24 protein-coding genes are annotated in these 21,466 nt (G+C 46.0%); 12 read left to right on the top strand and 12 right to left on the bottom strand.

Features of this window, described 5'->3' with window-relative positions; translation table 11 throughout:
• The first annotated feature begins 42 nt into the window (after positions 1 to 42).
• Together BZ167_RS14675 and BZ167_RS14670 are read left to right on the top strand one after the other, a co-directional pair.
• Positions 43 to 297, top strand: a complete 255-nt coding sequence (locus BZ167_RS14675) for an Atypical membrane-integrating protein (RefSeq protein ID WP_015418086.1) — start codon at positions 43 to 45, stop codon at positions 295 to 297.
• Complete coding sequence (locus BZ167_RS14670) at positions 294 to 1,280, top strand: potassium channel family protein (protein WP_015418087.1); 987 nt, start codon at positions 294 to 296, stop codon at positions 1,278 to 1,280. Before BZ167_RS14675 ends, BZ167_RS14670 begins: the two co-directional genes overlap by 4 nt.
• Here the strand turns inward: BZ167_RS14670 and BZ167_RS14665 are convergent.
• From BZ167_RS14665 to BZ167_RS14655, 3 genes are all read right to left on the bottom strand, one after another.
• The gene (locus BZ167_RS14665) at positions 1,277 to 1,681 is read right to left on the bottom strand and encodes a YugN-like family protein (protein WP_029973784.1); all 405 of its coding nucleotides are present in this window, start codon (positions 1,679 to 1,681) and stop codon (positions 1,277 to 1,279) included. The two genes, BZ167_RS14670 and BZ167_RS14665, sit on opposite strands and share 4 nt — an antisense overlap.
• A gap of 22 nt (positions 1,682 to 1,703) precedes the next feature.
• Positions 1,704 to 2,057, bottom strand: coding sequence for a hypothetical protein (locus tag BZ167_RS14660; protein ID WP_033574923.1), 354 nt, complete (start codon positions 2,055 to 2,057; stop codon positions 1,704 to 1,706).
• 65 nt (positions 2,058 to 2,122) lie between these two features.
• A complete protein-coding gene (locus tag BZ167_RS14655) occupies positions 2,123 to 3,475 on the bottom strand; it encodes a glucose-6-phosphate isomerase (protein WP_061860824.1) in 1,353 nt (450 codons plus the stop codon).
• Positions 3,476 to 3,872: 397 nt separating this feature from the next.
• Between BZ167_RS14655 and BZ167_RS14645 the strand changes: the two genes are divergently transcribed.
• The gene (locus tag BZ167_RS14645) at positions 3,873 to 4,439 is read left to right on the top strand and encodes an NADPH-dependent FMN reductase (protein WP_022537146.1); all 567 of its coding nucleotides are present in this window, start codon (positions 3,873 to 3,875) and stop codon (positions 4,437 to 4,439) included.
• A 124-nt stretch (positions 4,440 to 4,563) separates the two neighbouring features.
• On the top strand, positions 4,564 to 5,208 hold the full coding sequence (gene ycaC, locus BZ167_RS14640; protein ID WP_014418745.1) for an isochorismate family cysteine hydrolase YcaC: 645 nt from the start codon (positions 4,564 to 4,566) through the stop codon (positions 5,206 to 5,208).
• 279 nt (positions 5,209 to 5,487) lie between these two features.
• On the opposite strand, the gene BZ167_RS14635 is transcribed toward ycaC, so the two are convergent.
• Complete coding sequence (locus BZ167_RS14635) at positions 5,488 to 6,660, bottom strand: iron-containing alcohol dehydrogenase (RefSeq protein WP_061860826.1); 1,173 nt, start codon at positions 6,658 to 6,660, stop codon at positions 5,488 to 5,490.
• 86 nt (positions 6,661 to 6,746) lie between these two features.
• Positions 6,747 to 7,910, bottom strand: a complete 1,164-nt coding sequence (locus BZ167_RS14630; protein ID WP_007408652.1) for an iron-containing alcohol dehydrogenase — start codon at positions 7,908 to 7,910, stop codon at positions 6,747 to 6,749.
• A 231-nt stretch (positions 7,911 to 8,141) separates the two neighbouring features.
• Here BZ167_RS14630 and BZ167_RS14625 point away from each other — a divergent pair, with 231 nt between their 5' ends.
• Complete coding sequence (locus tag BZ167_RS14625) at positions 8,142 to 8,378, top strand: DUF378 domain-containing protein (RefSeq protein ID WP_003152104.1); 237 nt, start codon at positions 8,142 to 8,144, stop codon at positions 8,376 to 8,378.
• A 63-nt stretch (positions 8,379 to 8,441) separates the two neighbouring features.
• On the opposite strand, the gene BZ167_RS14620 is transcribed toward BZ167_RS14625, so the two are convergent.
• The 4 genes from BZ167_RS14620 to BZ167_RS14605 all read right to left on the bottom strand — a co-directional run bounded on the left by BZ167_RS14620 (position 8,442) and on the right by BZ167_RS14605 (position 11,973).
• Positions 8,442 to 9,592 (bottom strand): IS3 family transposase gene (locus BZ167_RS14620; RefSeq protein ID WP_148660071.1). Its coding sequence is split into 2 segments (ribosomal slippage): positions 8,442 to 9,319 and positions 9,319 to 9,592, totalling 1,152 coding nucleotides; the frame shifts between segments, so codons are not numbered across the junction.
• 121 nt (positions 9,593 to 9,713) lie between these two features.
• Positions 9,714 to 10,106, bottom strand: a complete 393-nt coding sequence (yugI, locus tag BZ167_RS14615; protein WP_007408653.1) for a S1 domain-containing post-transcriptional regulator GSP13 — start codon at positions 10,104 to 10,106, stop codon at positions 9,714 to 9,716.
• A 196-nt stretch (positions 10,107 to 10,302) separates the two neighbouring features.
• A complete protein-coding gene (locus BZ167_RS14610; RefSeq protein ID WP_061860827.1) occupies positions 10,303 to 11,472 on the bottom strand; it encodes an aminotransferase in 1,170 nt (389 codons plus the stop codon).
• Positions 11,473 to 11,973 carry an Lrp/AsnC family transcriptional regulator gene (locus BZ167_RS14605; RefSeq protein WP_003152098.1) on the bottom strand — a complete coding sequence of 167 codons (501 nt, stop codon included), beginning with the start codon at positions 11,971 to 11,973 and terminating at the stop codon, positions 11,473 to 11,475.
• Positions 11,974 to 12,125: 152 nt separating this feature from the next.
• On the opposite strand from BZ167_RS14605, the gene BZ167_RS14600 reads away from it, so the two are divergent.
• On the top strand, positions 12,126 to 12,947 hold the full coding sequence (locus BZ167_RS14600) for an alpha/beta fold hydrolase (protein ID WP_007408654.1): 822 nt from the start codon (positions 12,126 to 12,128) through the stop codon (positions 12,945 to 12,947).
• Between the two features lie 24 nt (positions 12,948 to 12,971).
• Here the strand turns inward: BZ167_RS14600 and BZ167_RS14595 are convergent, their stop codons facing one another.
• The gene (locus BZ167_RS14595; protein WP_015418093.1) at positions 12,972 to 13,232 is read right to left on the bottom strand and encodes a DUF1871 family protein; all 261 of its coding nucleotides are present in this window, start codon (positions 13,230 to 13,232) and stop codon (positions 12,972 to 12,974) included.
• A gap of 86 nt (positions 13,233 to 13,318) precedes the next feature.
• Between BZ167_RS14595 and BZ167_RS14590 the strand changes: the two genes are divergently transcribed.
• From BZ167_RS14590 to BZ167_RS14580, 3 genes are all read left to right on the top strand, one after another.
• On the top strand, positions 13,319 to 14,482 hold the full coding sequence (locus BZ167_RS14590; RefSeq protein WP_061860828.1) for a MalY/PatB family protein: 1,164 nt from the start codon (positions 13,319 to 13,321) through the stop codon (positions 14,480 to 14,482).
• A 122-nt stretch (positions 14,483 to 14,604) separates the two neighbouring features.
• Entirely contained in the window at positions 14,605 to 15,888 is a 1,284-nt protein-coding gene (locus BZ167_RS14585; RefSeq protein WP_061860829.1) for a sensor histidine kinase, read from the top strand.
• A gap of 47 nt (positions 15,889 to 15,935) precedes the next feature.
• Positions 15,936 to 16,322: a kinase-associated lipoprotein KapB gene (locus tag BZ167_RS14580; RefSeq protein WP_077392123.1), complete on the top strand. Its 387-nt coding sequence runs from the start codon at positions 15,936 to 15,938 to the stop codon at positions 16,320 to 16,322.
• 24 nt (positions 16,323 to 16,346) lie between these two features.
• Here the strand turns inward: BZ167_RS14580 and kapD are convergent, their stop codons facing one another.
• The gene (gene kapD / locus BZ167_RS14575; protein WP_003152084.1) at positions 16,347 to 16,964 is read right to left on the bottom strand and encodes a 3'-5' exonuclease KapD; all 618 of its coding nucleotides are present in this window, start codon (positions 16,962 to 16,964) and stop codon (positions 16,347 to 16,349) included.
• Between the two features lie 151 nt (positions 16,965 to 17,115).
• On the opposite strand from kapD, the gene BZ167_RS14570 reads away from it, so the two are divergent.
• The 3 genes from BZ167_RS14570 to BZ167_RS14560 all read left to right on the top strand — a co-directional run bounded on the left by BZ167_RS14570 (position 17,116) and on the right by BZ167_RS14560 (position 20,759).
• Entirely contained in the window at positions 17,116 to 18,360 is a 1,245-nt protein-coding gene (locus BZ167_RS14570; protein ID WP_007408659.1) for a multidrug efflux MFS transporter, read from the top strand.
• A gap of 89 nt (positions 18,361 to 18,449) precedes the next feature.
• The gene (locus tag BZ167_RS14565; RefSeq protein ID WP_012118304.1) at positions 18,450 to 20,324 is read left to right on the top strand and encodes a transglycosylase domain-containing protein; all 1,875 of its coding nucleotides are present in this window, start codon (positions 18,450 to 18,452) and stop codon (positions 20,322 to 20,324) included.
• Between the two features lie 21 nt (positions 20,325 to 20,345).
• Positions 20,346 to 20,759: a thiol-disulfide oxidoreductase DCC family protein gene (locus BZ167_RS14560; RefSeq protein ID WP_014305710.1), complete on the top strand. Its 414-nt coding sequence runs from the start codon at positions 20,346 to 20,348 to the stop codon at positions 20,757 to 20,759.
• Between the two features lie 14 nt (positions 20,760 to 20,773).
• On the opposite strand, the gene BZ167_RS14555 is transcribed toward BZ167_RS14560, so the two are convergent.
• Entirely contained in the window at positions 20,774 to 21,331 is a 558-nt protein-coding gene (locus BZ167_RS14555; RefSeq protein WP_007408662.1) for a YufK family protein, read from the bottom strand.
• Positions 21,332 to 21,466: the final 135 nt, after the last annotated feature.

The raw sequence follows: 21,466 nt of genomic DNA, 5'->3' as shown, positions 1-21,466 counted from the left end.
ACTGGGACATACTGTATAAAAAAAGATACAGGTGTGATCGACATGAAAGTGACAAATGGCGAGAAAGAACAGCTGAGCAATGCGATAGACAGAATGAACGAGGGGCTTGACGCCTTCATCCAGCTCTATAATGAAGCGGAAAACGATGAACCTCTCATACAGTTTGAAGATGAGACGGCCGATTTAATCAGACATGCGCGTGACTCATACGGCCAGGAACAGCTGGACGAAAAACTAAACACCATTATTAAGCAGATTTTATCCATCTCTCTGTCGAAAGAAGAGCCGGACGAATGAAATCAAACCGTTTATTTATTTCCTGGCTGAGATGGCCGTTATATGTTCGGATCGGACTGATCATTATCGCCTTGATTTTATTGTTCGGCCAACTCATTTACATGCTTGAACCGAAGCAATTCACGTCTGTGTTTGAAGGGGTTTGGTGGGCGGTTATTACGGTGGCCACGGTCGGCTACGGCGATTACGTTCCCCAGACGCCGCTCGGGCAGATTGCCGGCATGGTGCTTGTATTAAGCGGAGCGAGTTTTGTGACCGCCTATTTCGCCACGCTTTCTTCAGCCGTGTTCAGCAAACAGCACCGCTATGTCGAAGGCAAGGTCGCCTTTAAAGGCAAGGGGCACGTCATCCTTATCGGATGGAATGAGAAGTCGCATATGCTGCTTAAAGAACTGCAGCACATCGCGCCGTCAAAAACTGTCGTCCTGATTGATGATTCATTAAGGGAAGGGCCGCTTATTGAAAACGTCCATTTCATCCGCGGACATGCCGCTGATGACAGTACGCTCAATAAGGCGAATATTACGGAAGCCGATACCGTCATTTTGACAGCGGACCAGCAGAAAAATGAATCCGAAGCTGATATGCTGTCGGTATTAACGCTTCTCGCCATCAAAGGGCTGCATCCGTCCGTTTATTGTATCGTGGAAATTTTAACGGAACGGTATGTCAAAAACGCCGAGCGCGCAGGAGCCAATAAGATTCTGTGCACATCACGCCTGTCGAGCCGGGTGATGTTTGAGCATTACCGGGTCAAGCTGCAGCTTGCCAAACCGCAAACGCTGTCAGATCTGACGCTGGAGAAAAAGGTGCGCATCATTCCCGTCCCCGAGGAATTAAAGGGTTCATCTTATCATGACTGTGCGCTCTATTATCTCAAACGGAATACCACGATCATCGGCATACAAAAAGAAGAGGGGCCGATGCTGACCCCTCCCCTGTCATACCATGTGCTCGATACTGATCTGTTTTTGGCTCTTTAATGCAGCAGGACGTCTTCCAGCTCTTTCACAAGCGAGATGCCGATATCTGTATATGAGCGGTCAATTGCCGCATCCCGCCGTTTCGGCTCGGAGAATTGGTTGAATAATGACTCAAAAACACCGCCGCCTGCATGATCATCCGTTTCCTGCTGATAAACGTGCCTCAGCAAAAAGGGTGTGCCGATTGTAACGGCGGCCCCCCGTTCATCCAGGTGTCCCTTATTTGCTTCAACAGGGATGCGGAGAAATAAATAGCCGTCCTGATCGGAAATTTTGTAATCAAAGAACCCGCGGTCATACTCCCAGCCGCCTCCGATGGTATAACCGATCGGTTTCATCACCTGTTCCAGTTCGCGGAGTAAAAACGATTGCCCTTCAAGTGAAGATGGAATGCTGATCATGTGCATATGCTCCTTTTTGTCTTTAGCGTCCCCGCTCTGCGGCATCTTCATACGGCGCCCGGGAAGAATCGGGAGCGGCAGACAGACGCCGGAAAGAGATAACGGCGCATTCAATCAGAACATACGTCACAATTGCGGAGAGAACGGCTTCCGTTGAAATATAGAAAACGACGGCATAGAGACAGCACTTCGTGATCAGCGACTGCATCCGGCCAATCTTCAGTTTCAGCCGGACCATGTCCGTAAACAAGCCGAGAGGGAAAGCGAAAAACAGGATGGTTTGTAAGAGGGATTCAGGAGACAGTTTTAGTGCCGAATAGACAATAGCGGCGGAACAGACGGAAATGACGGCATGCTTACATAAGAGTCGTATCATTCATCATCACACCTTTCACGGTTTAAAAAAGGCTGACCCGTCATGCTGAGGGCCAGCCCTTTTTTTTATTTTTCAAGGCGTTTTTCAAGCTCTGCTTTTTTCTCTTCAAAGCCCGGTTTGCCGAGAAGCGCGAACATATTCACCTTATAGGCTTCAACACCCGGCTGATCAAACGGGTTGACTCCGAGCAGATAACCGCTCATCGCCACCGCTTTTTCAAAGAAATAGACGAGATATCCAAATGTATATGCATTAAGCTCCGGAATATTGACAATTAAGTTCGGCACTTTTCCGTCTGTATGGGCAAGCATCGTGCCTTCGAACGCTTTTTTGTTGACGAAATCGACCGTTTTGCCGGCTAAGTAATTTAAGCCGTCGAGATCATTTTCCGCTTCTTCAATTGTCAGCTCATGCTTCGGTTTTTCAACGTTTAATACAGTTTCAAACAGATCGCGTCTGCCTTCCTGCACGTATTGACCGAGAGAGTGAAGGTCTGTTGAGAAGTTAGCGGAAGAAGGATAGATGCCTTTTTCATCTTTTCCTTCACTTTCGCCGAAGAGCTGCTTCCACCATTCCGCAAAGTATTGCAGCGCAGGCTCATAGTTGATAAGCATTTCAATGGTTCTGCCTTTATTATACAGAACGTTGCGGACGACGGCGTATTGGTAAGCCGCGTTCTCTTCTAATTCCGAGCTGGAGAAGTCTTTGCTTGCATCAAGAGCGCCTTTCATCATTTCATCGATATCAGCCCCGCTTATCGCAATCGGCAGAAGGCCTACCGCAGTCAGAACGGAGAAACGTCCGCCGACATCATCAGGAATAACGAATGATTCGAAGCCTTCTTCATTAGAAAGCGTTTTTAAAGCGCCGCGCTCTTTATCTGTCGTCGCGTAAATCCGCGCTTTCGCTTCTTCTTTTCCGTATTTTTCTTCAAGAAGTTTGCGGAAAATCCGGAAAGCGATTGCAGGTTCCGTCGTCGTGCCTGATTTAGAAATGACATTGATAGAGAAATCAGCGTCTTCCAAAAGATCCATAACATCTTTCATATAAGTTGAGCTGATATTGTTGCCGATAAAGATAACTTGAGGGTTTTTGCGCTTGTCTTTCGGCAGAACGTTATAGAAAGAATGATTGAGCGCTTCAATCGCCGCGCGGGCGCCTAAGTATGAACCGCCGATACCCACGACGAGAAGCACGTCTGAATCTGATTTGATTTTTTCAGCGCTTTTTTTAATGCGCGCGAATTCTTCTTTATCGTAGTTTTCAGGGAGGTCCACCCATCCTAAAAAGTCGCTTCCGGCGCCTGTTTTTTCATGGATATTATGGTGTGCCGTTTTTACGAAATCACGTGCGTATGTAAGTTCATGTTCATTGAAAAAAGGTAACGCTCTTGAGTAATCAAAGCGTACATGCGTCATTTGCTTGTCCCTCCATCACGGTGAATTGTTTTCTCTTTCACTTTATATGAACTCACCCGCTAAATCAAGTCATGAAGAAGGCATGATGAATACGGGATTTGCGCTAAAGATGCGTTCATTTTTTATACAATATCCCGGATTCAATATGGTTATATTTGTAATGATCGTGAGAGGGATAACGAATCGAATGTTGGTGATCCAGGAACGTATCACCTTTACTTTGGAGCAGGATGACATCCATCGCCAATCCCGATGGGCCGGTTCTTTTTATATAGTACTCCTCTTGAGAGGCTGCCACGAAGGAATATTAAGGCATAAATGTCCATTTTTAAAAATAGTGTCTATATTTGGGGTAACGTGTTAAGATGAAAGTGATTTTAAACCGGGAGGTGATTTTATGACTAAAACCATTGGTCTTATTTGTGGAAGTTTACGAAAAAACTCGTATAATCGAGCAATTGCTCAATCACTGATTGACTTCGATAATGCGGCTCAATTTCGCTGGGTTGAAATAGACAGTCTTCCTTTTTTTAACGAAGATTTAGAAATTGCCGGAGCACCAGACTCCGTAACATCCTTTAGAGCTGATATACAAGACGTTGACGGCGTCATCATTGTAAGTCCAGAGTACAATTCCGGAATTCCGGGGGTATTAAAAAATGCATTGGACTGGGCATCGAGACCGCGGACCTCTTCTGTTTTAAACAGAAAACCGGTTGGCTTAATCGGAGCAACCCCCGGAGGGTTCGGTACCGCCTTTGGCCAAACGCAAATGAGAGAAGTACTCGAAGCTATGCAAGTCAATGTTTTGCCCTTTCAAAAAATGCTGATTTCGCAAGTCCATGAGAAAATTGATTCCGCTCAAAACATACTTACGGATGAACAAACAAAACGTTATCTTCAACGCTATTTACAACAGTTCATCCATTGGATTGATCATGCTCCGGTTCCCGTTCCAAATTAATTGAAGGATCATCCCCCTCACGAAAAGTCACCTCAGAAATAACTTTCTATCTATACAGCATATGAATAGATTTACCGTTTTCAATTCACAAACTTACTTGCCTTAATTCAAGGAGGATGATAAAATGTCTGATCTTTATTCCCGTCTTTCAAAAGATGATGCTGCCGTGCTTTTAGTTGACCATCAAACCGGCCTTATTTCCGGTCTCGTGCGTGACTATGGCGTTGATGAATTTAAAAACAATGTATTGGCTCTCGGTGATACGGCTAAATTCTTTGATTTACCGGTTATTTTAACAACGAGTTTTGAAAATGGACCCAACGGACCGCTCATGCAAGAACTCGTTGATCTCTTTCCTGATGCGCCGAAAATAGCCCGTCCCGGACAAATTAATGCATGGGACAATGAAGATTTTGTTAAAGCCATTGAAGCGACTGGCAAAAAACAGCTGATTATCGCGGGGGTGGTAACAGACGTCTGCGTTGCTTTTCCTGCGCTTTCTGCCATTAAAGCAGGCTACGAAGTGTTTGTTGTGACAGATGCTTCGGGGACGTTTAATAAGCAAGTAGCAGATGCATCATTAACGCGTATGGCTCATGGCGGCGCGCAGCTTATGAACTGGTTCAGCGTAGCGTGCGAGCTTCAGCGTGATTGGCGCAACGATGTTGAAGGTTTTGGCGCATTAATCTCCAGTCATCTTCCCGGTTATCAAAACTTAATGGGAAGCTATATGGGGGCGCAGCGGGATCTTAGTACACAAAATGCATAAAAGGAGCGCTGATTGAATCAGCGCCCCTTTTTTAAATTCGCGGCTCTTCATGATTTAGATTTTGTGTAAATAGATGATCGGCAATCGCAAAGTTAATTGATCCTTTTCTGCTAAATGACAGAAACAAGGAGTCAAATCCGCAACATGTGAGATTTCCATAGTTGTCTCATGGCAAGGGGTGTTTCACTTGCTCTTGATGCACTAATGAAGGGACTCCCAAAACGGTTACATCTGCAGCTTGAAAATCTATTTCATCTTCACCCCGGCCGGGAATGTATCTTACAGTGACGCCTTTAAGATGGCAAGTACGTCATCTTTGTTCAGTTTTTGGAAATTGCCGAATCCGCCGTATTCCATTTCTTTTGCGGCGATGTCTGCGATCAGCTCAAGTTTGTCTTCACCGATGTCATAATCCGCAAGGCGGGACGGTGCGCCGAGGCTTGTCCAGAACGCGGACAATTTATCAATCCCTTCAAGCGCAATTTCTTTATCCGTTTTGCCTTCAGTATCAATGTCAAACATGTTGAGCATCAGGTTTTTAAAACGGTCTACATTTGTATCCAGCGTGTATCTCATCCAGTTCGGGAACAGAATCGCAAGTCCTCCCGCGTGAGGGATGTCATAAACCGCTGATACGGCGTGCTCCATCGTATGGGAAGCCCAATCGCCGAAATAGCCCATTTGCAGCGTGCCGTTTAATGCGATCGTACCCGCGTATAAAATCGTTTCACGATGCTTATAGTTCTCAAGGTCTTCCAAAAGTTTCGGCGCTGTTTCAATTACCGTCTGAAGGACCGCAAAACACATTCTGTCCTGAAGCGGCGTGTTTTCAACATTGTGGAAGTATTGTTCAAATACGTGGCTCATCATATCCACCATGCCGTATACGGTTTGGTTTTCCGGAACGCTGAAAGTATTCTCAGGATCTAAAATGGAGAAACGCGGATGAGTGACATTGCTGCCCCATACGAATTTTTCGTTTGTTTCCCAATTTGTGATAACGGAATCAGGGTTCATTTCAGAGCCTGTCGCCGCAAGCGTCAGCACCGTGCCGAACGGGAGCGCGTCCTGCGCCGTTACTTTTTTGCTGTAAATGTCCCATGCGTTGCCGTCATATTTCGCACCGGCCGCAATCGCTTTTGTACAGTCGATGACACTTCCGCCGCCGACTGCGAGAAGGAAATCTATCTCATGCTGTCTGCACAGCTCAATTCCTTTATTTACCGTTTCCAGACGCGGGTTCGGTTCAACGCCCGCAAGCTCATGAACGGCTGCGCCTTCTTCTTTTAAGATGCCTGTTACTTGGTCATACAGGCCGTTTCGCTTAATGCTGCCGCCTCCGTATACAAGCAGCACGTTTTTCCCGTATTGCTTCAGCTCTTTTTTCAATTGGTCGATTTGACCTTTTCCGAAAATCAGTTTCGTCGGATTGTAGTACGTAAAGTTCTCCATTTATCATGACCTCCAAAAAAATCGTAAGGGAATTACTATAACACAGAAAAAAAGGAGCTGCCAATCCGGCCGCCCCCTTTATGTTATTACAATGATGCTTTCAGTATCGCAAGCACGTCTTCTTTCTGCAGTGACTTGAACTGTCCGAATGCTCCGTTTGCCATCGCTTTATCTGCAATCGTATCCAGCTTCTCATCAGAAATATCATAATCAGCGAGTCTGTTCGGAGCACCGAGGCTCGTCCAGAAATCAGACAGCCTGCTGATTCCTTCAAGTGCGATCTCTTCATCTGATTTGCCTGTCTCGTCAATATCGAAGACACGGACGGCAAGCTGTTTAAAGCGGGCCGGATTTTCTTTGAGCACATGTCTCATCCAGTTCGGGAACAGAATCGCTAAACCTCCGGCGTGCGGTATATCGTAAACCGCTGATACCGCATGCTCGATGTTGTGTGTGGCCCAATCCCCTCTTGCGCCCATTGACAGCATTCCGTTTAATGCGATCGTGCCTGTATATAAAATCGTCTCACGAAGCTCGTAGTTCTCCAGATCATTGATCAGCTTCGGCGCTGTTTCAATCACCGTGCGCAGAAGCGATTCACACATCCGGTCCTGATACGGCGTGTTTGACGTGTGGTGGAAATATTGTTCAAACACATGGCTCATCATATCGACCATGCCGTAAATAGTGTGGTCTTTCGGAACGGTAAATGTGTTTACCGGATCGAGAATAGAGAATTTAGGGTAAACGAGCGGGCTCCCCCATCCGTATTTCTCTTGTGTCTCCCAGTTTGTGATGACTGATCCGGAGTTCATCTCTGAACCGGTTGCCGCAAGTGTCAGCACTGTTCCGAAAGGCAGCGCTTCTTTCGGCTGGTGTTTTTTCGTGACGATATCCCACGCGTCGCCGTCATATTTAGCGCCCGCCGCGATGGCTTTCGTGCAGTCAATGACACTTCCGCCGCCGACGGCCAATAAGAAATCGATGCTGTTTTCTTTACAGAGCGCAACACCTTTGTTCACCGTTGAGACACGCGGATTCGGCTCTACGCCTGCCAATTCATGTACGGTAACTCCCGCTTTTTTCAGAAGTTCGGTTACTTGATCATAAAGACCGCTGCGCTTAATGCTGCCTCCTCCGTATACGAGCAGCACGTTTTTTCCGTACGGTTTGATTTCTTCAGGAAGTTTTTCAACCTCTCCCTTTCCGAAAATCAATTTGGTCGGATTCCAATATGTAAAGTTTTGCATGACATCTCCTCCTTTGGATTTATATTATGCAGAAAGATGACGTTCAATGTAAAGCAATCCGCTTTTTTGACGGCGCATCACATGGTTTACAGACATCGAATTCCAGGGAAAGGCACTTGTACAGCCTGAGACAGTGTGTGATTTTACACGGCGAAGAATGTAGTATGCATAGATTCTTTGCTTTGTCACAATCTATAACTGTTTCACGAATTCATAGAGGAGGTTGTTTACATGAGTGTTATTCAGCGTATCTGTCTCGTATTAACGATTATCGGCGCTATTAACTGGGGACTGATCGGGTTTTTCCAATTTGATTTAGTAGCAGCCATCTTCGGCGGCCAAGGATCAGCTCTGTCGCGGATTATTTACGGCCTTGTCGGCATCGCCGGTCTGATCAATCTCGGCCTGCTGTTTAAGCCGAACGAAGAAACATCCCGCGAGGAAGCGGCAAATCCGGAAGTCAGATAAACATAAAAAAAGCACCGAACATAGGGACTGACCCCCGTTTTTGAGACAGGGATCAAAACACCTTTAAGCAGCCAGCTGTCGGTATGTGACCGGCGGCTGGTTGTTTAGTTTCGTTTGAATACGAATGTTGTTATAATAGTATATATAGGTTTCGACAGTTTGCTCTACGATGGTCGTCGTAGTGCTTTCCAACCTGTCGAGGTAGAACGTTTCAGACTTTAGTGAGGAATGAAACGATTCGATGGAGGCATTATCAGCGGGTGTCCCTTTACGGGACATGCTCATGGTAATGCCTTTTGTTTTAACAGCTTTCTGATACTCATAAGATGTATAAACAGAACCTTGGTCACTATGTAACACGCAGTTCTCTGGGAGTACGGGCAGCTGATCAAGTGTGTGTAAGACAAAATCTGTGTCCTGTCTATCGCCAATCGTAAAAGCAATCACTTCTCCATTGTATAAATCCAATATACTGGAAAGATACAATTGTTTCTGCCCATAAGGCAAATATGTGATATCCGTTACTAGCTTTTCCAGAGGGCGATCAGACTGAAAGTTCCGATCTAATATATTCTCGGCCACGGCATATGGCTGCCCATTCTTCTTGCGCTTTTTCACCTTAACCCGGCATTGCCACTGGTTTTTCTGCATAATGCGCTGAACCGTTTTATGATTAATACGCATTCCCTTTTTTAATATGGCTGTGATTTTCCGATAGCCATATCGATACTTATGTTCTCGGCACAACGTGCCGATTTGTTTTTCTAAATGGTATTTAGGGTTATCTTTCATCAGATTCTTCTTCCAACGATAATAAGATGCTCGTGAGATACCTAAATGAATACAGATATCCTGTATGGTCATTGTGCCGCGCAATGCTTCTACAAGCTCGACTGGCGTTTCGCTATCAGCTTCCTTTCCAATTCGTTGTACTTTTTTAACACTTCATTCTTTTGTCTCAGATAACGATTTTCTGCCTGCAGTTTCTCTAATTCGGAAGAATACTCTGGACCTTTTCCATAAGAATATTGCTTTCCGACAGGTTGTTCGAATCGATGTGTGTCCCCAGCTTTATACCACCTGACCCATGTCTGCACCTGCGTCTTATTCTTTATATTCAATTCCTGCATGATCTCCTTCACAGGCACGCCCGCCAATCTCATTTCTACAGCCTTCTGTTTGACTTCAACCGGATAACTCACTCTTGCCCTCATAGAAAAACACCTCCAAGTCTAATTTCGGATAACAACGATCCGTTTTCAAACTTGAAGGTGTTTTTTGTTTGTCTCATATTATGGGGTCAGTCCCATACATATCCGGTGCTTTTTTTAATGATTATTTTTTGATAAGGTCTTTGCGGTTGGACTGTTCAATCCACTCTTCAAGCTTATCTTTCAATGTGTTGAAACCTTGCGGAGCAGATGTTTCTTCAGAAGCTTGAGCCGCTTTCGGTTTTCTTGGTTTGCTTTCTTTTCTTTCAGGCGCCGCTTGAGTCGCACGGATAGAAAGGCTGATTTTGCCTTTTTCTTCGTCAACCGCAAGTACTTTTACTTGTACTTCGTCACCGATAGAAAGGTGTTCGTTAATGTCTTTTACGAAACCGTGAGTGACTTCAGAAATGTGAACAAGTCCTTGAGTTTCTTCATCTAATGCAACAAACGCACCATACGCTTGTAATCCTGTTACTTTACCAGTGTAAACACTGCCCACTTCAAATTTTGCTGCCATTCATAACAACTCCTAAGTTAAATTAAATACAGATTATACGCAATTTAAAATTATATCATACAAGTTTGTTTTTCGCAAAGAGAACTTTTTTACATCATCATGTTTAAGCACAGATAAAGGAGGGTAGACTATGATTACGAAGGCTTTCTAGTATTCCCCCCTTTTATTTGGATGCGAACCGGGTTCGTATCTTTTTTTATGCCCTTTTTTCAACAAACCGTTTGATTCTGACGAGCGCTTCCTGAATCTGCTCAATGGATGTCGCATAGGAACATCTGATGTAGCCTTCGCCGCTCGGGCCGAATACATTCCCCGGAACGACGGCTACTTTTTCTTCAATGAGCAGCTGTTCCGCGAATTCTTCTGAACTCATGCCGGTCGACTGAATGGAAGGAAAGGCGTAAAATGCTCCGCCGGGGTGGTGGCAGCCGAGTCCGATTTCGTTCAATGTCTCCACAATCAGGTTTCGGCGTCTCCGATAGCTTTTCTTCATTCTTTCGACGTCTTCCTGGCCGTTTTTCAGCCCTTCAAGCGCCGCGTACTGAGCCATGGAAGGCGCGCACATCATCGCGTGCTGATGAATTTTGAGCATCGCATCCCTGATCCCGGGAGGCGCCGCCGTAAATCCGAGTCTCCACCCCGTCATGGCAAATGCTTTGGAGAAGCCGGAAATAAGGACCGTGCGTTCCTTCATGCCGCGGATGGCCCCCATGCTCGTGAATGGCTCATCATACGTCAGCTCGGCATAAATTTCATCGGCAAGCACGATCAAGTCGTGTTTTTCAGCGAAAGCAGCGATGGATTCAAGCTCTTCTTTCGAATAGACGGAACCTGTCGGATTTGACGGCGAGCATAGAAGCAGCGCTTTTGTTTTGTCCGTCAGGGCCGCTTCAAAATCGGCGGCTGATGCTTTGAAACCTTTTGCAGCGACAGTCTGAATCGGCACCGGTTTCGCCCCCGTTAAGGTCACGAGTGATTCATATGCGACAAAACACGGTTCGGGAATTAACATTTCCTCTCCAGGATTCATAATGGCGCGGACAGCGAGATCAAGCGCCTGGCTTGCCCCTACCGTAACGATCAGTTCACTGTCAGGCGAATAACTCAGGCCGAACCGCTGATCTAAATAGCGGCTGATTTCTTCTCTCAGTTCATAAAGACCCGCATTTGCGGTATAAGCCGTATAACCCTGTTCTAAAGAAAGAATACTCGCTTCCCTCACGTTCCAGGCCGTCACAAAGTCAGGCTCTCCCACTCCCAGTGAAATGACGCCTTCCATCGTGGCAGCCAGATCAAAGAACTTGCGGATGCCTGACGGTTTAATCTGCTGCACGTAGTCAGATAAATAAGAAGTCTTCGTTTCCATTTACGGAGACACCACGATTCTTTTGTCATCGTCTCCGCTTTCAAAGACTTTGCCGTCATGCTTATATTTTTTCAGGATAAAGTGCGTTGTCGTGGAAACGACGGACTCAAGGGTGGACAATTTTTCAGACACGAAGCTTGCCACGTCTGACATCGTGTTGCCGCGAATAACGACAGATAAGTCATACACCCCTGACATCAGGTACACTGATTCAACTTCCTGGAATCTGTATATCCGTTCAGCGACTTCATCAAAGCCGACATTTCGTTTCGGAGTGACTTTTACGTCAATCATCGCCGTGACGCCTTCCAAACCGTCGACTTTGCGCCAGTCGATCATCGCCGCATAATCAATGATGACTTTTTCCTTTTCAAGCTTTTCAATGATGCTTTTGACTTCTTCGGCGGGAATGTTTGCCATTTTCGCAATCGTTTCCGCATCAACGCGGCTGTTTTCGTCTAAAATTTCTAATATTTCTGTTTCTTTTTCGGTCAGCTTCATACGTTTCACACCTTTGCATTATCAAAAATCTTCATGACATTATATCACGATTTTCGACAAATGCTAAGAAAAACCCGAAAGAAACCAGAGCTAAAATCTGACAATCAAAAAAGCCTTTACATTACAACAAAGAAAGGACGGCGAAGGCTCTCATGGAAGCTGTTTCACCGATTAAACGGGCCGCGATAGACGGAGTTGAGCTGTATTACGAGCATTATGAAAATCCCGGCAGACAGACACTCGTCTGCGTACACGGTTTTTTATCTTCGGCATTCAGCTTCAGAAAACTGATCCCGCTGCTCAGAAACCATTATGATATTATCGCCGTTGACCTGCCTCCTTTCGGGCAATCGGAAAAGTCACGGACATTCGTATATACTTACGCAAACCTCGCCAAGCTTCTGATCGGACTTCTCGAAAAGCTCGGTATCAGCCGGGCCGCACTCATCGGCCATTCGATGGGCGGCCAGATTTCCTTATCCGCGTCTCTTCTCAGACCCGAGCTTTTTTCTAAAATCGTCCTGCTGTGCAGCTCGGGGTATTTAAAGCGCTCGCACCCGTCGATTATATTCGGGACGCATCTCCCTTGTTTTGACCTGTATCTTAAGTATTGGCTTTCAAAAGACGGCGTGCTGAACAACCTGTTAAATGTCGTTCACGACCGGACGCTTATCGATCAGGAAATGATTGACGGTTACGAAAAACCATTTACAGACCGCCAGATTTTCAAAGCGATGACAAGGTTTATCAGACATAGGGAGGGTGATTTAGAGCCCGAGGATTTGAAGAAAGTGCAAAACCCCGCTCTTTTAATCTGGGGAGAAGAAGACCGTGTCGTTCCGGTCTCAGTCGGAAAACGGCTTCATGACGACCTGCCGGATTCCATTCTGTATTCACTCAAGGATACGGGGCACCTCGTACCCGAAGAGCGCCCGGAGTTTGTTTCGGAGCGGATTTTTGAATTTATTCAATAAAAAAACCGGCGGAACCGCCGGTTTTTAAGGGGTGCAGGAGCTGCTTTCTTTTATGAACAGAAGCTGCTCGGCGGCCTTTTGGCAGCCTTCGATCGGAAGCTTTCGCTCAAATGAAGCTTCAAAGATATCCTGAATGGCTGCTGCCAGCTTGTCGGCACGGTCTTCACTGTAGACGGCCTGAACGATATCGACGGCTTCTGTCTCATAAAAATCTTCTCCATATTTAAACGGGTCCCACTTGGCAATGATTTTCATCATTTCCATGACCGCTTGGCTTTCTTCCATTTTCATCACCGCTTATAATAAAGTTTGCAATTCTATTTTATCATAGATACGCTGTGCAAAATAATGATACTACAGGAGTGACATACATGAACTTTGATCTTCGAGAAAACCGTCTTGGCACACAATCGGTGAAATGGGACAAGGCGGAAGCGTTATTCGGCGTATCGGATGCGCTTCCGATGTGGGTTGCCGATATGGATTTCCGCGCTCCCGAAGCGGTCACTGACGCCTTAAAAGCCCGCCTTGACCACGGCATATTCGGTTATACGTCTCCTGACGAAAACACAAGAGAAGCCGTCGCTTCATGGCTTGAGACGCGGCACGGCTACCGGCCCGATCCCGCAAGCATCGCGTTCAGTCCCGGTGTTGTCACGGCAATCAGCATGGCCGTACAAGCCTTTACCGAACCGGGCGATCCGGTGTTGATTCAATCACCGGTGTATACGCCTTTTTATCAGATGATCAAGGAAAACAAACGGCAGGTTTTACATAACCCGTTACGGGAAGAAAACGGCGTCTACTGTATGGATTTTGAGGATCTTGAGAAAAAGCTGACCGATTCTGAGGTCAAGCTGATGATTCTTTGTAATCCCCACAATCCGTCCGGCAGAGCGTGGAGCCGGGATGAGCTTATGAAGCTCGGATCGCTGTGCGCCGCCCATAACGTCACCGTCGTTTCTGACGAGATACATTCCGACTTGATGCTGTACGGAAAGCCGCATACGCCTTTCGCTTCTCTGTCTGAGGAGTTTGCGCGGATTTCCGTTACTTGTGTCGCGCCGAGCAAGACGTTTAATATTGCCGGCATTCAGGCATCCGCCATTATCATTCCCGATCGGTATAAGCGGGCGAAATTCTCCGCCGCATTGCATCAGAACGGAATTTCCAGCCTCAACACATTTGCGGTTGCAGCAATCGAAGCGGCCTATACAAAGGGAGGCCCTTGGCTTGACGCGCTGATTCCTTACATTGAAGGGAATATGAAATTGGCTGAGGACTTTTTAAGAAAAGAATTTCCGAAAGTCCGCATGATGAAGCCTGACGCTTCCTATTTGATCTGGATGGATTTCAGCGAATACGGATTTTCGGATGCCGAGCTCAAAGAAAGAATGCTCAAAAAAGGGAAAATCATATTAGAGCCGGGAACAAAATACGGACCGGGCGGCGAAGGATTTATGAGACTTAATGTCGGCTGTTCAGCCGCCGCCGTAAAAGAAGGGCTTGAGAGAATGAAAGCAGCGCTCGCTTAGCAGCGGAAAGAACGCCTTTATCAGATGAGATAAGGGCGTTCGCTTTAGAGAAATATATACTTTTTTTTCCGGTAAAGATGTTATAATAGATTCATATTTACATAGGAAAGGATTTCGCATAAATGGAGATCGTAAAGGATTACCTGCTTCACTTCTCTTTTATTTTATTCCCTATTTTTCTTTATCAAGTCTTCTGGCTCAGCAAGCCCGATTTGCTTGTGCCGAGAGCGAACCGCCTGCTGGTCGCCGTATTTGCAGCGTCATCTTCCTTATTATGTACGGCTTTTCCCATCCAGGAGCTTCATTCCGTCCGTTACGGTTTGCAGCTGATTCCCATTATCGTCTGCCTGCTTTATTCCGGTACCGCCGCAGGACTTGCCGCAGGGGCGGCATCCGTTTTTTTTCAGCTCATATGGTTTGAACCTTCCGCTCTTTTTTTCTTATCCTTAATTCCTTTTTTAATCATCATCCCTATCCAGCTCCAAACGAAATGGCCTTTTTTTTCAAAGCGGAAGAAACTGCTTTTCGCTCTTCTCATCGGCTGCACTGAAACCGCCTTATTAACCGCATCTGTCTTCATCTATTCCGCGACCAATATTTTCAATTTTCAAAATCTATCTTCCGTTTATTATGAGGCGGCAGTATCTGTTTTTTTTCAAGCCAGCGCCCTTTTGCTGTGCATTTATTTGATTGAGATCATTGATGAGAATGCGTCCATGCGGGCAAGGCTGATTCACTCAGAAAAAATGGCCGTCGTCAGCGAGCTTGCGGCAAGCGTCGCCCATGAAGTCCGCAATCCGCTTACGGTCGTCAGAGGTTTTGTGCAGCTGCTGTTCAGCGGCGAGCAGCTTCAGGACAAATCCCACTCCGGATATCAGAAACTTGTGCTGTCCGAACTCGACCGGGCTCAGATGATCATTACGAATTATCTCGATATGGCGAAGCAGGATGACTATGAAAAAGAAAAGTTTGATATTTCTCTGCTCGTAAAGGAAACAGGTTCCTTAATGGAGTCTTATGCCAATTTTAAATCGGTGACCGTGACTGTTCAAAGCGAGCCTGATTTATATGTGTTCGGCGATGTAAAAAAACTGAAACAGGCCTTCATTAATCTGATTAAAAACAGTATTGAAGCCGTGCCCTCTGAAAACGGCCGAATCGAAGTCTCCGTCCAAAAACAGGAAGAGATGATTCTCATTCAGATTACGGATAACGGAATCGGCATGTCCGATGAAGAACTGCAGAAACTCGGCAAGCCGTATTATACGCTGAAAACGAACGGCACCGGGCTCGGGCTTACCGTGACATTCTCGATTATTCAGCATCATGAAGGCTCCGTCTGTTTCACCAGCGGCGAGCACTCGGGCACAACGGCCTCAGTCAGGCTTCCGGCAGCTGTTCACTAGCCAACCGCGTTGATCTCTTATAGAATAACTAGAGAGAGGTGAACGCTATGAATACGTCTGACATCGGCACAATCGTAAAAGGGTTTTATAAAACAGGAGCATACATAGGGGAAGTGACAGACGTCAGGCCCAATCACTATTTAGTGAAAATTAAAGCCGTTCTGACGCATCCCGCTCAAGGAGATCTTCATCATCCGAAGCAGGCGGATGTTCCGTTTTTTCATGAAAGAAGAGCGCTTGCATTCGGGGAACAGACAAACATACCGCATCAGATGGTCAAACCGTTTGATGGCGAGGTGCCTGATTATACGGCTTCCTTACAAGCGGCGTCTGCCCGGCTGAAAGATCAGCTTACAGCGGACGGCTCAGAATGGGCGGAACGTTCGCTCGACAACTTGGCCGCGTTAGAGCGTGACTATTTTAAAAGAACTTGACCCAGTCGGCATGATTGGGTTTTTTTATGTGGCCCGGCGAAACAGTTCAGTCAGATCGACGCGATCACCGATCGTCGGAGGTTTCGGTTTTTCAAGATATTGTTTATCCCGCTCGACAAGCTTGAATAATTTGTATGTCGTCCGCGCATCATCCAGCGCTTTATGATGCGTGCCCGTCCCTTTATCGCCATACTCTTCTGCCGCTTTCCAAAGGCCGGTCAATGTTCTGTCGCCGAAGAAGTTTTTGTATTCAAGGGACAGATCCCGAAGTTCTCCTTTGAACGGAAAAGGGATGTGGTTAAACATGCAATTTTGCTTTAACACTTTCATATCCATATTGCCCCAGGTGACGATCGTGCAGTTTTTATCAGGATCAAGCTCATTTAATTTGCGGATGAATTCATTAAACGTGATTCCGCCGTCCACGTCTTTTTGGGTGATGTTCAGAAAGGTTTTGCATCGTTTCGTCAGCTTCGGAAATTTTTTCGGTTTGATATAACTCGAAAACGTTTCAGTCACTTCATCATTCACCGTCTTGACAATTCCCGCTTCAATAATTTCGGGAAAGAAATTTTGCGGGCTGTATTTTCCGTCAGGCATTGTAAATTCAAAATCAATAATGAGCAGACTGCGCTGATCCACTTTTTTTACACCTGCCTTTCCTCCGATCAAAAATGATATTTTATGATAGTATATCAGTTTCCCCTCTGAAACTTTCTTCATTTTCTAAAAATAATGAATTTTCCTATATCCGCATCGAAAATACAAATACCGGATTCATTCCTATATACTAATGATTAGATACACGAAAAGTAAAGAAGGTGATGTTATTTCTGTCCGTAAGAAGAACTTCGTCGTCATTTGGATTACAAATTTCTTTATTTCCGCCAGCATGACCATGATTGTTCCGTTTCTTTCGTTATATATCGAAACGATCAGCCCCCATTCGGGCGGGTATGTGCAGAGATGGAGCGGGTATGTGTTCGGCGTCACGTTTTTAATGGCGTTTGTGATTTCCCCGTTTTGGGGCAGATTCGGCGATAAGCGCGGCTACAAAAAAATTCTCTTGATTACAGGAACCGGCATTGCCGTCAGCATTTTATTGATGGGGTTTGTGACATCCGTTTATCAGCTGTTTGTCCTGCGGCTGCTTATGGGTCTAGTAACAGGCTTTGTTCCGACATCGCTTGCCATGATTTCGGCGCAGACGCCGAAAGAGACTGCCGGGAAGACGCTCGGCACGCTGCAGATGGGTCAGGTGTCAGGCACTTTATTCGGACCGATGCTGGGCGGGCTGCTCGCTGACAGCTTCGGGTTTACGTACACGTTTTTTATTACGTCTTTTGTTATTTTCGCATCCGTGCTTCTCGTTTTATTTCAGGTCAATGAGCAGCCGCTCGGCGAGAAACAAAACAAGCGGAAAACCTATTCCAGAAAACAGGTGCTCTCCTATATTTTTCACCAGCCCGCGCTTTGGGCGATGATGGTGCTTACTATGATCGTGCAGACCGGCAATTTCAGCATCCAGCCGCTGCTCGCTTTATATGTCAATGAGCTGCACGGACCTGTTAATTTAGCCTTTTTCTCCGGTATGGCGTTTTCAGCGACCGGACTCGGAAGCTTACTGCTCGCCCGGAAATGGGGGGACTTCGGCGACCGCTTCGGCCACAGCCGGATCTTAATCGTGCTTTTGATTGCCTCAGCGGTGTTTTTCATTCCGCAGGCGCTCGCCTCCTCCCTCTCCATTCTGTTAGTCTTCAGATTTCTGTTCGGCATGGTCATGGGCGGCACGCTCCCCTGCATTACGGCTGCGATCCGCGTCAGGGCGCCGGGCAGCATCCAGGGAGAGGTGCTCGGCTATAACGTCAGCTTTCGTTTTCTCGGAAATGTGCTCGGCCCTCTGCTCGGAGGTGCGGTCTCAAGCGGTTTTTCCATTTCGGCTGCTTTCTACGTCACCGCCTTTCTCTTTTTAATAGGCGCGGGGCTCTTATGGATGGCGGGACATCTGCAAAAGGATACAGCGTCAAATGCGGGCTGACCGGCAGCGATCACGATTTCTTCTAAATTTAACCTTCTCGTATTCTTAAAAGAATGATACGATATGGCTAGAAATCAGGAGAAAAGAGAGTGACCATGGTACGTAAAATAATCGGATGGATTTTGCTGCTCGGCATTATCCCGTTGTGTGCATTTACAGTTATTGCTTCCGGCAAAGAGGTAAAACAAATCAAGCCTTTTGATCAGGTGCTCGATAAACATATTGATTTAAAAGCGATCAACCTGGTTCAAAACAGTTACATGTATGACAGGGACGGAAGCCTTGTTTCTGAGATTGTCAGCGATCATGAGAACCGCGTGATCGTGCCCTTTAATAAAATACCGAATGAGGTAAAACAACTGTTTTTAACCTCTGAAGACCGTCATTTTTATGAGCATAAAGGGTTTGACTTTATGGGGATGGTCAGGGCGGCCGCCTCCAATTTCAAAGATCATAAAATTGATCAGGGCGCCAGCACCATCACCCAGCAGCTGGCAAGGAATGTGTATTTAAGCCATGAACGCACCTTCAGCCGAAAACTGACGGAGCTGGCCTATTCCTATCAGCTTGAGAAAAAATACAGCAAAGATGAGATTTTAGAAGGCTACTTAAATACGATTTATTTTAATAACGGCGTATACGGTGTCGGTTCGGCGGCACAATTTTATTTCAGCAAGCCGCTGAAATCTCTCACTTTGGGAGAAATGGCCTTTATCTGCGCCATCCCTAATAACCCTACATTATATGATCCTCTCAAGCATTTTGATTATACGAAAAAACGACAAGTCAGATTGCTTAACGGATTAAAAAAAGCAGGCGTTATATCCGGGAAACAGCTGAAAAAAGCCGAAAAGGAAAAGATCAAGCTTGATATAAACGAAAAAACAAATAAATATCCTGACTATGTTTCCTATGTAAATGATGAATTCACACAGCTTGTTTCATCATCCGAAGGCTATGACAAACGTCTTGAAAAAGCTTCCGGAAAGGCGAAACAAAAAATACAGAGTGAGCTTTCAGACAGAGTCAGCACATTGTTAAAAGACGGCGTGAAGATTTATACGGCGCTGAATCCGTATATGCAAAACCAGGTCGTCGCCCAAGTGAATCAAAATCTGCCGTATGCAGGCGTCCAGGGCGGAGCGGCCGTGATTAATCATCAGACACATCAGATTATCGCGCTTTCAGGCGGGAAAGATTATCATAAATATGATTTCAACCGTGCCTATCAGGCATACAGACAGCCCGGTTCATCCATTAAGCCGCTGCTTGATTACGGACCTTACATTGAAAAGACCGGCGCAACGCCACACAGCAAGATTGACGCAAGCAAATTCTGCAGTGCGGATTACTGCCCGCAAAACTACAATAACCGCACGTACGGTACGGTCACGCTGGAAACGGCGTTTAAATACTCGTACAACACACCGGCCATCAGAATCATGGACCGCGTCGGCGTCAATAAGGCGTTCAGCTACCTTGAACCGTTTCATTTCGCGAAGCTGGTCAGCGCGGATTACCGTCTGCCTGCGGCGCTTGGCGGTTTTACAAACGGCATGACGCCGCTTGAAATGACCAATGCGTACACCACGTTCGGCAACAACGGCGTTTATACGCCGAGTCACGCGATTACAAAAGTGACTGATTTAAAAGGAAAAACGATATTAAAATGGAAAGATGAGCCGACGCAGGTATTCAGCGTGCGGACCAACATGCAGATCAAAGAAATGATGAAAGCCGTCGTCAAAAGCGGAACAGGAAAAAAAGCGAACTTTAAAGCTCCGTACGTCGGCGGAAAATCAGGAACGTCAAATGACTATCACGATATGTGGTTTGTCGGCCTGACGGACGCTTATACGATGGGGGTATGGGTCGGAAAGGATACACCGTCAAGCGTCGAATATCTTCATGACGCAAGCCCTCAGCTTTCGATCTGGAAAAACACGCTGCAGGCAGCTTATTAAAGATAACGGAGGGGATCCGCTTTGAAACCAGCTCAGCTTCCGGACCGCGTACTTTTGTTTGACGGCGTCTGCAACTTATGCAGCGGCGCCGTTCAATTCATCATTAAACGCGATCCGGCCGGCAAAATCTCATTTGCATCATTGCAATCAGATACCGCCCGGGAGCTTTTGGCATCAGAAGGACTTCCGACAGAACAATTTGACAGCATGATTTTTATCGAAAACGGGCGGATATACAAAAAATCCGCAGCCGTGTTAAAGGTTTCCCGTCATCTCCGCGGAGCCTGGCGGCTGTCAGCGGTTTTTTTCGCAGTGCCCCGCCCCCTCAGGGACAGAGCCTATTCTTTCATCGCCCGGCGCCGTTACAAATGGTTCGGAAAAAGGGAAGCATGCATGCTCCCCTCCCCTGAGATCAAAAACAGATTTCTGTCTTAACAAAAATGGCTAGCTTACACAGGTAAGCTAGCCATTATGCTATTATAAAGCTTGATAAAGATGTACAAAATACCGATAACAAAAGTAAACCAAAACAGAATCTCAAGCAATATAAAACCGATCAGCGAAACGATCGAGAGTGTCGAATAGATTCTGTACACCATGAAAATCAAATAAACGAGCGTAACAACGGCAAATAACGCCGCAATCCAAAAACCATTCTGCACGAGCGCAAAGGAAAGAATTCCTCCGCCTACATAAATTAAAGAGCCTAATCTGATTTTTTTCAGATTGTCCCCTTCAGGGTCATTTGTGAAAAACAAAAGAGACAGCTCTGTCACTGTGTTTGCAATCAGCTTCAAAGCCGAAAAAAGCATAAAATACACAAGGGCGAACGCTGCAAAAAGCGCCAGTCTGATCCCTTTCTCAGAGAAATAATCCAGCATCCCCTGATACATGCCGAGCGTCTGAAGTATCTTCATGACATAAAGCGAGGTAGAAATGGATAATGACGAACTAAAAAGCAGAATCGCAACGAGCGGAAAATAACCCGTCCAATAAGTATTTTTCATATAAAAAGTCCCTTTCTGTAATCTACCTCACTTATTATGGAGGACTTAAAACACATTGACAAGATAAAAAATACCATTTTTCCTCACTTTTACGAAATAAGGGCCTGATCTTCACAAACCGGCTTTTTCGGAGTA

Source organism: Bacillus sp. 275, from assembly GCF_001999205.1.
Taxonomy (GTDB): Bacteria; Bacillota; Bacilli; order Bacillales; family Bacillaceae; genus Bacillus; species Bacillus velezensis.
Note: the sequence above shows the minus strand (reverse complement) of the source record. Positions and strands in the feature narration are given on the sequence as shown.

Coding starts and splice junctions, on each gene's coding strand:
- BZ167_RS14675 (WP_015418086.1), top strand. CDS start 43: ATGAAAGTGACAAATGGCGAGAAAGAACAGCTGAGCAATGCGATAGAC.
- BZ167_RS14670 (WP_015418087.1), top strand. CDS start 294: ATGAAATCAAACCGTTTATTTATTTCCTGGCTGAGATGGCCGTTATAT.
- BZ167_RS14665 (WP_029973784.1), bottom strand. CDS start 1,681: ATGATCAGCATTCCATCTTCACTTGAAGGGCAATCGTTTTTACTCCGC.
- BZ167_RS14660 (WP_033574923.1), bottom strand. CDS start 2,057: ATGATACGACTCTTATGTAAGCATGCCGTCATTTCCGTCTGTTCCGCC.
- BZ167_RS14655 (WP_061860824.1), bottom strand. CDS start 3,475: ATGACGCATGTACGCTTTGATTACTCAAGAGCGTTACCTTTTTTCAAT.
- BZ167_RS14645 (WP_022537146.1), top strand. CDS start 3,873: ATGACTAAAACCATTGGTCTTATTTGTGGAAGTTTACGAAAAAACTCG.
- ycaC (WP_014418745.1), top strand. CDS start 4,564: ATGTCTGATCTTTATTCCCGTCTTTCAAAAGATGATGCTGCCGTGCTT.
- BZ167_RS14635 (WP_061860826.1), bottom strand. CDS start 6,660: ATGGAGAACTTTACGTACTACAATCCGACGAAACTGATTTTCGGAAAA.
- BZ167_RS14630 (WP_007408652.1), bottom strand. CDS start 7,910: ATGCAAAACTTTACATATTGGAATCCGACCAAATTGATTTTCGGAAAG.
- BZ167_RS14625 (WP_003152104.1), top strand. CDS start 8,142: ATGAGTGTTATTCAGCGTATCTGTCTCGTATTAACGATTATCGGCGCT.
- yugI (WP_007408653.1), bottom strand. CDS start 10,106: ATGGCAGCAAAATTTGAAGTGGGCAGTGTTTACACTGGTAAAGTAACA.
- BZ167_RS14610 (WP_061860827.1), bottom strand. CDS start 11,472: ATGGAAACGAAGACTTCTTATTTATCTGACTACGTGCAGCAGATTAAA.
- BZ167_RS14605 (WP_003152098.1), bottom strand. CDS start 11,973: ATGAAGCTGACCGAAAAAGAAACAGAAATATTAGAAATTTTAGACGAA.
- BZ167_RS14600 (WP_007408654.1), top strand. CDS start 12,126: ATGGAAGCTGTTTCACCGATTAAACGGGCCGCGATAGACGGAGTTGAG.
- BZ167_RS14595 (WP_015418093.1), bottom strand. CDS start 13,232: ATGGAAGAAAGCCAAGCGGTCATGGAAATGATGAAAATCATTGCCAAG.
- BZ167_RS14590 (WP_061860828.1), top strand. CDS start 13,319: ATGAACTTTGATCTTCGAGAAAACCGTCTTGGCACACAATCGGTGAAA.
- BZ167_RS14585 (WP_061860829.1), top strand. CDS start 14,605: ATGGAGATCGTAAAGGATTACCTGCTTCACTTCTCTTTTATTTTATTC.
- BZ167_RS14580 (WP_077392123.1), top strand. CDS start 15,936: ATGAATACGTCTGACATCGGCACAATCGTAAAAGGGTTTTATAAAACA.
- BZ167_RS14570 (WP_007408659.1), top strand. CDS start 17,116: ATGATTAGATACACGAAAAGTAAAGAAGGTGATGTTATTTCTGTCCGT.
- BZ167_RS14555 (WP_007408662.1), bottom strand. CDS start 21,331: ATGAAAAATACTTATTGGACGGGTTATTTTCCGCTCGTTGCGATTCTG.